Origin of the sequence: Thermoanaerobacter sp. YS13 (assembly GCF_000806225.2) — a bacterium.
GTDB lineage: Bacteria > Bacillota > Thermoanaerobacteria > Thermoanaerobacterales > Thermoanaerobacteraceae > Thermoanaerobacter > Thermoanaerobacter uzonensis.
Genome location: NZ_JOOI01000002.1, coordinates 125400 through 138647 on the forward strand (window position 1 = coordinate 125400; position 13248 = coordinate 138647).

The 13248-nt window shown below is 32.9% G+C and carries 12 protein-coding genes; all 12 read right to left on the minus strand.

Annotated features, from left to right (window positions below; all coding sequences use genetic code 11):
* Positions 1-52: 52 nt before the first annotated feature.
* On the minus strand, positions 53-1072 hold the full coding sequence (locus tag THYS13_RS08475; protein ID WP_042834134.1) for an arsenic resistance protein: 1020 nt from the start codon (positions 1070-1072) through the stop codon (positions 53-55).
* A gap of 96 nt (positions 1073-1168) precedes the next feature.
* On the minus strand, positions 1169-2263 hold the full coding sequence (locus THYS13_RS08480) for a C4-dicarboxylate ABC transporter (protein ID WP_042834135.1): 1095 nt from the start codon (positions 2261-2263) through the stop codon (positions 1169-1171).
* Between the two features lie 176 nt (positions 2264-2439).
* Positions 2440-2814 (minus strand): hypothetical protein, encoded by a 375-nt coding sequence (locus THYS13_RS08485; RefSeq protein WP_042834136.1) that lies wholly within the window; start codon positions 2812-2814, stop codon positions 2440-2442.
* Positions 2815-2819: 5 nt separating this feature from the next.
* Positions 2820-3026, minus strand: coding sequence for a ferredoxin family protein (locus tag THYS13_RS08490; RefSeq protein WP_003870223.1), 207 nt, complete (start codon positions 3024-3026; stop codon positions 2820-2822).
* Between the two features lie 23 nt (positions 3027-3049).
* The gene (locus THYS13_RS08495; RefSeq protein WP_003870224.1) at positions 3050-3370 is read right to left on the minus strand and encodes a NifB/NifX family molybdenum-iron cluster-binding protein; all 321 of its coding nucleotides are present in this window, start codon (positions 3368-3370) and stop codon (positions 3050-3052) included.
* Between the two features lie 62 nt (positions 3371-3432).
* Entirely contained in the window at positions 3433-3720 is a 288-nt protein-coding gene (locus THYS13_RS08500; protein ID WP_006569261.1) for a metalloregulator ArsR/SmtB family transcription factor, read from the minus strand.
* A gap of 63 nt (positions 3721-3783) precedes the next feature.
* Positions 3784-4947 (minus strand): M28 family peptidase, encoded by a 1164-nt coding sequence (locus tag THYS13_RS08505; protein ID WP_042834137.1) that lies wholly within the window; start codon positions 4945-4947, stop codon positions 3784-3786.
* A gap of 26 nt (positions 4948-4973) precedes the next feature.
* Positions 4974-7262: a WD40 repeat domain-containing protein gene (locus tag THYS13_RS08510; RefSeq protein WP_042834138.1), complete on the minus strand. Its 2289-nt coding sequence runs from the start codon at positions 7260-7262 to the stop codon at positions 4974-4976.
* Positions 7263-7355: 93 nt separating this feature from the next.
* Positions 7356-9860: a transglycosylase domain-containing protein gene (locus THYS13_RS08515; protein WP_042834139.1), complete on the minus strand. Its 2505-nt coding sequence runs from the start codon at positions 9858-9860 to the stop codon at positions 7356-7358.
* Between the two features lie 163 nt (positions 9861-10023).
* Positions 10024-11193 carry an iron-containing alcohol dehydrogenase gene (locus THYS13_RS08520; RefSeq protein WP_042834140.1) on the minus strand — a complete coding sequence of 390 codons (1170 nt, stop codon included), beginning with the start codon at positions 11191-11193 and terminating at the stop codon, positions 10024-10026.
* Positions 11194-11482: 289 nt separating this feature from the next.
* The gene (locus tag THYS13_RS08525) at positions 11483-12313 is read right to left on the minus strand and encodes a class II fructose-bisphosphate aldolase (protein ID WP_042834141.1); all 831 of its coding nucleotides are present in this window, start codon (positions 12311-12313) and stop codon (positions 11483-11485) included.
* An 83-nt stretch (positions 12314-12396) separates the two neighbouring features.
* Positions 12397-13215, minus strand: coding sequence for a transketolase (locus THYS13_RS08530; protein ID WP_042834143.1), 819 nt, complete (start codon positions 13213-13215; stop codon positions 12397-12399).
* Between the last annotated feature and the right edge of the window lie 33 nt (positions 13216-13248).

Consider the following 13248-nt stretch of genomic DNA (forward strand, 5'->3'; position numbering starts at 1 on the left):
ATCTTAAATATCTAGAATAATTTAGCATATCCATGTTATAAGTAATAATTGATTATTCTTCTGAGATTCTTTTATTTACGGGTTCATAATACTTCTTTATCCAAGGCCCTAATTTAAGATATAAAATCAGTAAAATAATCTGAAAGATAGGCATAGTAGCTGCTGGTATAGCAACCATAGGAGAAAAAGCGGCAGTAGCTAGTGCAACAGCAGTCCCATTATTTTTCCCTGTACTAGCAAATACAATTGCCATATGTTCTTTATACGAAAAGTGCAATACTTTATTAAGCCATGTAACAAATATCAGTGTAACTGCAATAAAGATAGCATTTGGAACAAGCAAAAACAATATTAATCCTATTTTATCAACAACCATACCAGCTTTACTAAAGAATATCAAGAAAATTAAAATGTACATTGAAATTATAGATATAGATGGAAAAATTGGTTGTATATTTTTAAATTTCTCTTCTCCAAAAGCTCTCACTACCAAAGTCCTTGTTAAATAACCTAACACCATTGGCAAAATAAGAACTTCTAATATAGACATAAGTAGTTGACCTGTCGGTACAGGAACATTCGTATGAGAAGCAAAAATCCTCATCCAAAATGGAACTGCAAAAATTGCCGCAATAAAACTTAAAGCCACAATCATAGTGCTTAATTCAACATCTTCTTCAGCAAGGCCTGTATAAGTAATGCTCATACTTGAACAAGGAACCACCATAACCAATAAAAATCCAATTGACAAAGCAGGATCTTTAATCATATATGTTGCAATAAAATATCCAAAAATCGGCGCCCAAGCAAAGTTATATATCAAACTTAATAACAATGCCTTCCAATTTTTCATTGACTTTAAAAGCAATTCAAGTTTAACATTTACCATCATAGGATAGATGATAAAGAAAACTGCAATAGTATTTAAAAGAGTTAAAAACTGCTGATTTGCTTTTACCCATAAAGTAGCGCTATGCCCATAGCCTACCCATACACCAGCAATCATTAATATCAATGTATAAACAAGCATCCAATTATTGAGATGGCTTTGCAATTTTTTAAGATTAACCATTTCTTACACTCCTTTTAGCTTAAAAAGAACTTTTAAATATTCGATTTATCAAATATTTAAGTTAAAATATTTTGGCCTACTGGCCAAAATATCCAACTATTTTTTATTACTTTCTGGTGGAACCAATAGGGTACCATTAAGCGTTCCAATCAAAGACTTTATAAAAGTGCTTATCCACAATATAGCAAGTAAAATTGCTAATAATACTGTATACCAATATATAAGCTGTATTTTTGTATACATAAATACACTAAAAGCTGACAAAGTATATGCTGACAGTGGAAATATAAATGCCCACCACGAAAGTGAAAAAGGTATTCCACCTTCCATAAGATATTTAATTGTTATTATAACAGTAAGCACAAATGCCCAAAGTCCAAAACCCCATAAAATTAGTGAAAGCATCTTTAAAGAATCTGCCACCAAAATTAACCCTATTTCCTTCGAAGCGTCAGCAATACCCATCAAACTTACAGTTCCTACACCAATAGGACCAAGTATAATCCAGAAAGTTGGCGTTGCCATGGCATGCGGCATTGCATGATTTATAAATCTATTCAAAATAATACTACTAAGTATAACAAAGAGCATTAATCCAATTCCATAAAAAACTATATCTGTAATATTTATTAATTTTGCCAATTCCATATTTTTAGCAGCATAAGCCTTAACTAAAAGATTCCCTAATAAAGGCACTACAATACTTGCAACAGGAGTTATATACCATGAGTAATTTGTAAGCTCAGGACCTATACCCTCTGTTATCATCATATTGTATGTTACAAAAACTCCAAAAATTAAGGCAAGAGCTACACCATATATCCACAAAATTGTGCTCAATGTTACAATAAATGCCATGCTAAAATATTCCTTGCCTATCATAAAAAAGTTTGTTCCAAGAATTAAACCTCCTACAGGCATAGTAACAAAAAAGTTAGACATAACAGGATGCTTTAAATCCTCTATTAATTTATCAAAATGTAAAAACCATCTTCCTACCCACGGAATTATAAATATTAAAAACAAAAATATATTTAAAAAGAAAAGTGCTACAGCTACTGGTTTTAAAAAAGGCATTTCTGCACTTAACAAATAGAGAACATTAGCAAATCCACCAGTACCCATAACGGATGCATACCATGCCGGTGAAAAGTGTCTTATAATGCAGTTAAAGCATATTCTGTGTTCCATTGATCGCTCCTCCATTAATATATTCGAATTAACGAATATATTATATCAGCATAATTAACATATGTCAACAACTAAGTAGATAAATACTTTATAACTTTCCCTAAAAAGTATGACTTCGATTGTTGCTAAATATTTTTTTTACAGCATTAGCAACAATCGAAGCCTTTTTAGACAAACTATTTACTTTGAGATTGTTCTCTTTGAGCAACAGCTTTCTTTATTTCCTCAATAACCTGCTGTGTATTCATGTTTCTTATCTCGATTCCAATATGCTTATCTCTAGGAAATCCTACGTCATCAAAAGCATCTCTGTACATTTTTCTCTGCATTGTAGGATCACAGGCAGCAACATAAAGTTCATCTATTTGAGCTCCTCTTAATAATTCCCTTAAATACCTATCTCCATCATCTGCACAAAGTTGAGGATGTAATCCTACCCATTCAAAAATACCCTCTCTTCTTAGAGTGTTCAAAACTTCAAATGTATCCATCTCTTGAAATGATGGACATGTGCCTTGGCAGACACATAAAAGTAATCCTTTTTTACTCATAAAAATTACCTCCTATCTCCAAAATATGTTATAGCTTCATTATCACAAATTTTTGAACATCCACGGCAAAATTCCACGCAGTTGTCTGGATTTACAACAGCCGGATACCCATCGTCACCAATGGTATAAACGTCGTGTGGACAAAAGTTCACACATTGATAACACTGAATGCATTTATCTTTATCTATTATAGGATACCAATTCTTTGCCACATATTTCACCTCCTCTCCAGCGTTTAAAGCTCTTTCAATATATCAGCTATCCTTCCATTTACATTCTTTATAACTTCTATATCATTTAATAAGAGCTCATTTTCTATGTCAGCATTATCTACAACTGAAATTACGATTTTTTGTGCATTGGTATTTTTGATAAAATCAACAAATTTTTGTGCATTTATTTCCTCTTCTTTAAAAAAGGGATTTTCTACGTTTTTGACTTTCTTTAATTTTCCATTTTCAATTTCTGCAACAGTAAAATACTCTGATGAAACAATATTACTTCCTATATCGCTATTTAAGCCAAGATGGTTTTTTGATGCAAAAGCAATTATCATTTATATTAACCCCCCTCATATATTTTTATATTCGAATATTCGAATATAGCAAGTAAAAAAATTTATTTTGTGACAAGAAAGATATTTTTCACTTTCTCGATAATGTTTATGATATTTTCATCTGTTAAAGAATAAAAAATTATAGTACCTTCTCTTCTCGTTTTTACCATTTTATTTGCTCTTAATACCATTAAATGCCTTGATACATGGGATTGGTCTAAATTTAGTGCTGCCATCATCTGACATACGCACATTTCTTTTTTGCTTAAAAGCTCTATTATTTTTATTCTTGTAGGATGTGATAATGCTTTAAAGTATTCGGCAGCTTTATTATATACGTCAGCTTCCACTTCTTTTCACCCTTTCATATAAATTATATTCGATTTTTCAAATATAGTCAAGTTAAATTTTTGTCAATTTAATATTTCTGCTACTTTAACTAAATACTCTTTAAAAAACTCTTCTTCATAACTTAATAGTTGTGTGTCAACATTTTCTATTGTATCTGTATGCCAATGGTAGTTACCTAGTCTTCCATTTTCATCTTTTCCAAGAAACGATATTGCATCAAATCCAGCGGCCATTGCTGGAAGAGCATCTGTAGGGAGGAGCAAATTTTTCATTTTTTGAACTTTTCCAGCATGAACTTTTGCCATCTTCTCTGCTATATCAAGTAACATTTTCCCAGCTTCTTTATAAAGTATCATTCCTTCTCCCTCAAGGTATGTAACTTTACCAGTTCCAAGATTATCAAGTATGATGAATTTGGTCTCTTTAGAAAGTTTTTTACGGTATTCTCTTATAAAATTTTTCATCCCTCTTTCTCCTGTTTCTTCACTGCCAGTAAATAAAAATATCACATCAACATTATCTGGAAATTTGTCTTTATGGTTTATATAATACTCTGCCAATGCTAAAGTTAAAGCTACCCCTGTGCCATTATCATTTGCCCCTTGTGTGTACCTGCCTGTTACTTCACATATAGCCATAAAAACTATATCAGTAAAAACAATAACAAGTCCAATATACAATATTGCAGAAGCTATAACTTTTAAATTGAAAATATTAAACAAAATTCCAATTGGTATAAGCCCAAAACCCACATATGAAATATTGTAAATTAAATTGAGATTATCTACAACCTTGGGATGAAACATTATACTGCCTCTTTGCGTATCATAATGAGCTGATACAATTATTCTTTTGCTGCGGCTTTCATCAAAACTTGTAAAAACATTTTGAGATAAAAACCTTGGCATTATACTTGTTTCAACTGGCTTACCACTTACTTCTAATAACAAAAGGCTTATCGCAAATAAACTGAGTAAAAGTACTGCTATTTCTAAAGGTCCGCCGTACTTCAATGAGAAAAAACCGCAAATAAATAGCAAAATACCCACTTGTAAAGGAAGCATATATAGATTGTCTCTTGTAGTTTTAAAAGTCTGCTTCTCAACTTTATACCCCATCCTCTTTAATTGTTGTAAAATATATTCTGCGGCTTGCCTTTCATTTTTTGTCGCAGAGCCCCTGTGCTCAAACTTAGTTAATTCTTTTAAATAATCAATGCTTTTCAAATTAAAAGCCCCCTTTCAACAAAATACTATTTATTGCGATATCTGTATACATAACCGTCTGCACAATATAAGTACAAATTCGTACCGTCATCTGTAATCGAAATATCATAAATACCACTCTTATGATAATAGGTATATAACATATTCCCTTCACTGTCATACATGGTCAATTTATTAGCATTATTCATTATATTACTGTATTCCCGCGATAGAATTACAACGTACTTTCCATCAGGTGTCATGACTGCTTTTGTAATACCCCAATCTGAAGTTATATTTTTTATGGCTTTAAAATTATTGAAAAAAGTAATATCGTACTTTTTATAATCTTCACTGTAAGATATCAATACTGCAATTTTACCATCCTCAGACATTAATACATCTTGTATAATACCCTTGTTGGTATAACTCTCACTTACGGGCGTACCTTCTCTATTATAAAACGCAAATTCATCATCTAAGCTCCTTATAAAAAATATTTGGCCATCTCTCGAACTTTTTATAAAAGGCATATTGTTTTTCATATCTTTATTATAAAGCATTTTGCCATTAAAATCTAAAGCTAAATATCCTGTAAATTTACCGTCATTAAAACATGCAGTAACCACATTATTATTTATATCCAAATTATAAACATGTATTGATTTAATTTTTTGTTCCCATATCATGTACCCTTTATCATTAAATAAGTCTATAAATGACCCATATTCCTCATATTCAGGAGTGGATACAGCATAAGAAAAATATTTTCCATCAGGGGATACTGCAATTGAAGTGATTTGATGCCCATTTCTTATATATTTGTGAGATATCACCATTCCAGACTTATTGTAAACTATAATTTCACTACCTTTGTCATCTTCTACAGCTAAAGCGATCATTTCCCCATTTTGAGACAAAGCGAAAAATTTAATCGGCTTGCTTGTATCTACAACCCAAAACTTATTACCATTCTTTGTTGCTTTTGTCAAAGTTCTATTTTTTGCAGCATAAATATTTCCCAGTTCATCTGTAAAAATAAAGGCATTTTCTACATCAATATCTTCATTTAATAGTTTTTTCCAAATAGATTCGGGGTATTTGCCATTTATAGGACGAGGTATGACATCTACTTTACCATTGTGATAGTCATACACTGATATAAATCTTGATGACTGTGCCATAATTCTTTTACCATCTGGAGAAAATCTAAGCATAGCCACAGTATCATAAACTTTTGCAGCCCACACCATATTTCCGCTTTCATCCATAACACCTATGTAATCTTTACTCTTTGAATTAGGAACTGTCGTTCCATTTACCGCAAAGAAAGTATTGTTACCTTCAAAATGTACATCATTTATAAGCCCATAGTTCACTACAATATAATCTAAAAGTTTTCCATAACCATCATAAATCTTAGAAACTCCATAATTGCCTATGACAAATTTGGTCGCATTTTTATTAGTGTAAAATCGTTCTGTTGCCATCGGAATTTTTATCTTATTCTCATTTAATTTTTCTATATATAGCCCATCACCATAATAATTAGAAAACAAAGTTGCATTTCCATCGCCAGATAATGCGGCCGAAACTTTTGCTATATTTAAATTTTCCCTCATTGTTGAAGAATAAATGGGCATTTTCATCCCTTTTATCAGATTCCCTTCTCGATTATATAAAAAAGTATTATTGGCTTTATTTTCACTATTTAAGTCAACAAACAAAAACTTACTACTATCATCACTAAAATTTGCAAGTTGTGGTATTACCTTATCTATCTTTTTAACAATCTTCCCCTTGTTAAATAAAATAAATTCCCCATTAACCGGATAATTGCCTTTATAATGTACATTTGAAATAACAAGAACATTCCCATCAGGAGACAATATAGCATCTAATACATTTTTTTGATAGGCATCTTTTTGAACGTCTACCTCTAAATTTAAAATTGTATTTAGTTTATCGTCATAAAGTGTTATTTCCGTCTCTCCTTTTTTAACAACAAATCTATCTAGAGCCCTATCTAATATTCTGTAATCTGCTTTTGTACCTAAAAACTTTTCTTTAATTATTTCACTTTTTTTATATGTTCTTAAATATATGCCACCATCTTTGTAAACCAAAGTAACAATTTTGTCATTGGATATAAAACCCGTATCAAAAAACCTCTCTCCATTGCTTCGAATTATCCAAAGGGGCAAATTTCCATTCTGTGAAATGACAGTTGCCATATTATTTTTAGGAGGCTTTATAGCTTCCCCTGGCGTTTTTAAATCACTACATCCTGATAAAATTATCACTAAAATGATTATTAAAAAAATAATTTTTTTCAAATTGACCCCTCCAACCATCCATTACCTTAATAATAGCACATTTTATAAAAAAAGCATACTCGAAAGCTAGCCTTTCGAGTATGCTTTTTAAAATTACGGGTTTTTATTGCCGTTTGTTGGAGGTATCGGATTGGTCAGACTTTGCACTCCGTTATTTGGATTTTGCGGCGTAGAGCCATTATTGTTTGTAGGTGTAGTCGGTTCTCCCGCAGGAGGGAGTTGAGTAGTGCCATTGTTGGAAGGCGGTGGCACCACATCCGATGGAGTATTAGGAGCATTGTTTGGTTCATTATTTCCTGGCAATATTGAAGTAGTATCATCATATTGCGTCGGTACTACATACTTGCCATCAGCTGCTACTGCATTTTGTTCTGGTGTTCTTCCAGGTGGATCTATAAATACAGCATCTTTTACAAGGTCAGGAGGCGTTAAAGCAGTTGCAAGTTTCCCATTTCGAGAATTTATTTTTGCTGTAACATGAACAGTACAATAAGTGGTAGGCTGTGTACCCTGTGCAAAAATTTCAGTATAGGTTCTATCACCTCTAGGATCCAAATGGCACAAATCTGTAGGAAGTTCCCCTGAATCCTTGCATACTGTGACAGAAATAATTCTCGGTGGTCTTACAAAATCTTTATAAGGTAAATCTTTGTGTATTTGAAGCATCACCATCTTCCACAACTGAGCAGGGTAACTACCACCTACTACCCTAGTACCCGTTCTGCTATCGTATAATGATATAGAATTATTATCATAGCCCATCCACACAGTAGCAACATAATAAGGAGTAAAACCTGAAAACCATGCATTACTGTAATTGTCAGTAGTACCAGTTTTACCAGCAACAGGCATATTAGGAAGTCTCGCACGAGTACCTGTACCGTATTTTACAACGTCTTCCATCATGCTCGTTAATATATAGGCATTTTGCTCACTTAAAACTACATGTCTTAACGGTTTATTTTCCAAAATCAAATTCCCCTCAGAATCTGTAACTTTAGTAAAAGTAATGGGTGTTGTATAAACTCCTCCATTTGCAATTGCACCATAAGCAGCAGCTTCTTGAAGAGGCGTAACTCCCTTGTAAAGGCCCCCAAGAGCAAGAGCGGGCAAATACATATCGTTCTTGGTTATATCAAGTCCAAATTTTTTACCATAGTTTGCAGAAGTAGCTATACCTACCCTATCAACGACTTTGACAGCAGGGATGTTTAATGAATAAGTCAAAGCTTCTCTCAACGTTACAAGTCCCCTATAAGTAGAACTTTCGTAATTATGAGGAGTCCAATTGCCAAAAGTTGTGGGAACATCATCAACAACTGTCGCTGCTGTCAGCCCAGTTTCCAAAGCCGGTCCATAAACCGTAAGAGGTTTTATTGAAGAGCCCGGTTGTCTATAAGCTTGAGTTGCCCTATTGAATCCTCTAACTATATTAGAAGTATCACGTCCCCCAACAAGTCCCTTAACTTCTCCTGTTCTCCAATCCATTACAACCATTGCACCCTGAACTTCGTCTTTAATCTTTGAATTCATAGGAAAAAGTTCTGGGTTTTTAAAAGCCTCTTCAATATAATTTTGTATTCTCAAATCCATTGTCGAATAAATTCTGAGTCCGCCATTATATATTTTGTTTATTGCTTCGTCATGAGAGATATTGAGTTTTTTAGACAATTCATCAGCTACATCATTTATGACTTGGTCTATAAAATATTTATGGTCATATGTGGTAAAATTTGTCTTTTTGAACACCAATTTTTCTGTTATTGCTTTATCGTATTGTTCTTTAGTAATATATCCCTGTTTAAGCATTTCTTTTAAAACAAGGTGCTGCCTTTCTGTAGCAGCTTCTAAATTGGCATAAGGTGAATATAAAGAAGGATTATTCGTAATACCGGCAATCATAGCACATTCTGCTAAGTCTAACTGGCTTACATCTTTGCCAAAGTAAGCCAAAGCTGCCGCCTGAACCCCATAAGCATTTACATTAGGTCCTCCAAGATATATTGTATTAAGGTATGCTTCAAGTATTTGATCTTTTGTATACTTTTGCTCTAATCTCCACGCAAGTACAGCCTCTTGTATTTTTCTGGTAAGCGTCTTTTCACTAGAAAGCATAGTATTCTTTACAAGCTGTTGCGTTATAGTACTTGCGCCTTCAACAGGCTTACCCCCTGCTTTAATATCGGCAATGAGTGCTCCAATAATTCTTATGGGGTCAATCCCTAAATTATTTTTATAAAACCTTTGATCTTCTATAGCCACAAAAGCATTTTGCAAATCTTTAGGTATTTTCTCTATAGGAACCCATAGCCTATTATCAGCACCATGAAGTATTGCTACTCTTTGCCACTGACCATTGCTGTCCTTTGCATATACAATGGAGGATTGGCTTTGCGCTGTCAAAGCCTCTTGCGAAATCGGAGGAGTATTTTTAATTATAGCTAAAACTTTTCCGCCAATTACCCCCATCCCTGCAAACACTAAGATTATAACGGCATATATTATAAATTTCAAAATACTTCTTGCTGTACTTTTATTTTTCCCTTTTTCTTTATGCCTTTTTCTTTCACTGCGCTTTAAATTTGCGTTATTATCCATATTGATCCCCCATATTAAAATTACTAGTTTCTACTGTGTCATATTGATTATATCACAAATCATATCAATTTTTTATGTCCAATTTGTAACAAATTATTAACTAATTATAAAATATAAAATCCCATTAAAAAAGTCAGTCAAGAATGACTGACCTTCAGAAATCTTACTTTGCTAAGTTATATATATTGATAACATCTTCCTTCCCTAGTTCTACAAAATTGCCAATTTTTTTATTACCATTGTCTGTACATTTATTAGCCATCTCCTCAAATCTGTCTTCAGAAATACCTGCTTCTTTGAGCGTAACAGGAAGACCAATCTCTTTAAAAAATTCTGTCATTCGTCTTATACCTTCCAATGCTACCTCTTCGAGGTTTTCATAAGGTATGTCCACATCCCATACTCTTAAAGCAAATTGTACAAAGCGATTTATATCATGCTTGTATACGTACTTCATCCATGCCGGGAAAATAATTGCAAGTCCTGCTCCATGGACAATATCGTAAATAGCACTTAATTCATGTTCAATTTTATGGGAAGCCCAATCTCCTATCCTTCCTGTACTTAGTAAATCATTGTGTGCGATCGTACCTGCCCACATAATTTCTGCTCTTGCATTGTAATTTGTTGGGTCTCTTAGCACGATACGAACATTGTTTATAACCGTTTTTAAAGTAGCCTCACATAGCCTATCAGTCAAATCAACATTTTTCACATTTGTAAAATATCTTTCCATTACGTGGGCCATAATATCCGCAACACCACAGGCTGTTTGATAAGCAGGAAGAGTATATGTAAGCTCTGGGTCCATAATTGCAAATTTAGGTCTAAGCATCTCATGATGAAATCCCATTTTATACCATCCGTCTTCATTTGTAATAACTGTAGCATCGCTTGCTTCACTTCCTGTTGCAGGAATAGTTAAAATGACACCTACAGGTAAGGCCCTTTTAAGCTTTGCTTTTCCTACAAAAAAGTCCCACACATTGCCATCATAAGGTACTCCCATTGCAATAGCCTTTGCAGTGTCAATAACGCTTCCTCCGCCAACAGCTAAAATAAAATCGATATTATTTTCTCGGCATAATTTTATTCCTTCCTGCACAAGGCTGAGCCTTGGATTAGGCTTTACACCTGATAGCTCTATAAACTCAACTCCAGCTTCTTTTAAAGAATTTATAACTTTATCATATAAGCCAGATTTTTTTATGCTTCCTCCACCATAGCAAAATAATACTTTGCTGCTATACTTTTTTACCTCTTCACCCACTTGATGTTCTGTTCCCTTACCAAAAATAATCTTTGTAGGGCTTGAAAAAACAAAGTTTTCCATAAAATCACTCCCCCAAAAGTCTTTTATCGTGTTTCCATATGTGAAGTTATCTTATGTCAAAACACATTAATAAAAATGTCCTTTAGAAAATTATAACACAAAGGGAGAAAATAATGAAATGGAATGTGAAAAACAAGGAAACTTTTTGGTAATAATTATAAAGCACAATCCTCAATTTTACCCAATGCATAGTAAACCATTTCCCCATAATCATTTTTTAATTATTCAACGGCTTGTTTTGTAATTAGTACACCTATTTTCATGAAATTCGCCTCGGAGATATTGATAATCATACCCTATTAGAACTACCAAATATCTCAATATATTGTTTTACAAGTTCTTCGACATCATTCTGAATAGTAGAAATTAAACGTCTTACATCATTTTTATTAATAGTTTCAATATATGTTTTTATAGTTTTAAAATATGTTATCTTTATTTCAGTTCCGATATTTATTTTACTTATACCTAATTTTATAGCTTTTTTTATATCTTCTAAAGGTATACCCGTCCCTCCATGTAAAACTAAAGGCACTGAAGAAATATCATTAATCTTTGAGAGTCTCTCAAAATCTAACTTAGGTTTACCTTTATATAATCCATGTGCATTCCCAATAGCTATTGCCAAAGAGTCTACTTTACTCCTTTCTATGAATTCCATTACACTATCCGGATCGGTTAATGCATCATCAATATTTTCAACATTCTCTTCTATTCCTAATATTCTGCCCAATTCACCTTCTAATGGTATTCCTCTGTCATGACATAATTCAGCTATCATTCTGGTATTTTTAATATTATTTTCAAAATCAAGCAGTGAGCCATCGTACATTATAGAATCAAATCCATTTTTTATACACTCTTTTATTATTTCTATATTTTTACCATGATCAAGATGTAAAACAATAGGAATATTAAAATCTTCTTTTAGCTGTTTTAGATAATTAACTATTTTTTTAAATCCTAAAAATTTAACTGTTCCCTCACTAGCCATCAAAAATACAGGAGAACTCAATTCATATGCTCCTAAAACTATGCCTAATGCATCATCATAAAAATTAAAATTAAAGCCTCCAATAGCATACTTATTCTTTTTCGCTGCTATAAGTAAATCATTCAAAACCATAGCCCCCTTTTTTCATTTTATAATCTTTTATATTTTTTAAGCCATTAATTTTTTTTAATTTTTTACTATCATCACATTTAACCCACTGTAAGCTCTTCAATGGCTCTTTTTCTTAGTTCTTCATTAATAATACCTGCATGCCATCCTACTTGATTCTCCATAAAGGATACACCTTTCCCTTTTATCGTATGAGCTATTATCAATGTAGGTCTTCCTTTTGTAGCTTTTGCTTCTTCTATGGCCCTGTCTATTTGGTCAAAGTCGTGGCCGTCTATTTCTATTACGTGCCATCCAAAAGCTTTGAATTTATCTGCAACTGGTTCTATGTTTTTTACTTCTCTGTTTGGGCCATCTATTTGTAAGCCGTTAAAGTCAAGTATTGCAGTCAAGTTGTCGAGTTTGTAATGTGCTGCTGTCATAGCTGCTTCCCATATTTGCCCTTCTTGTAATTCTCCATCTCCTAATATTACATAGACTCTATAGCCTTTTTTATCTAATTTACCTGCTAATGCCATTCCATTTGCAGCAGAAAGTCCTTGCCCTAATGACCCTGTGGTCATATCAAGTCCCGGTGTGGATTTCATATCGGGATGCCCCTGAAGTATTGAGCCAAGCTTATCTAAAGTAGATAAGAGATTTTCTGAAAAATAACCCTTTTTAGCAAGAGTAGCATAAAGGGCAGGAGCTGCGTGACCTTTTGAAAGTACAAATCTATCTCTGTCTTCCCACTCAGGATCTTCAGGCTTTATATTCATTTTACTAAAATACAATATTGTCAAAATATCTACGCAAGATAAAGATCCCCCCGGATGTCCATGAGTTGCTTCTGAAACCATATTAATTATGTTTAGTCGTATTTCTTTTGCTATTTTTTTTAAATTTTCATTTTTACTCACAAAAACACTTCCCTCCTTTATTGAAAATTGACC

Excerpts from the sequence above, each read along its gene's own strand:
- THYS13_RS08475 (WP_042834134.1), bottom strand. The coding sequence starts at position 1,072 with ATGGTTAATCTTAAAAAATTGCAAAGCCATCTCAATAATTGGATGCTT.
- THYS13_RS08480 (WP_042834135.1), bottom strand. The coding sequence starts at position 2,263 with ATGGAACACAGAATATGCTTTAACTGCATTATAAGACACTTTTCACCG.
- THYS13_RS08485 (WP_042834136.1), bottom strand. The coding sequence starts at position 2,814 with ATGAGTAAAAAAGGATTACTTTTATGTGTCTGCCAAGGCACATGTCCA.
- THYS13_RS08495 (WP_003870224.1), bottom strand. The coding sequence starts at position 3,370 with ATGATAATTGCTTTTGCATCAAAAAACCATCTTGGCTTAAATAGCGAT.
- THYS13_RS08515 (WP_042834139.1), bottom strand. The coding sequence starts at position 9,860 with ATGGATAATAACGCAAATTTAAAGCGCAGTGAAAGAAAAAGGCATAAA.
- THYS13_RS08520 (WP_042834140.1), bottom strand. The coding sequence starts at position 11,193 with ATGGAAAACTTTGTTTTTTCAAGCCCTACAAAGATTATTTTTGGTAAG.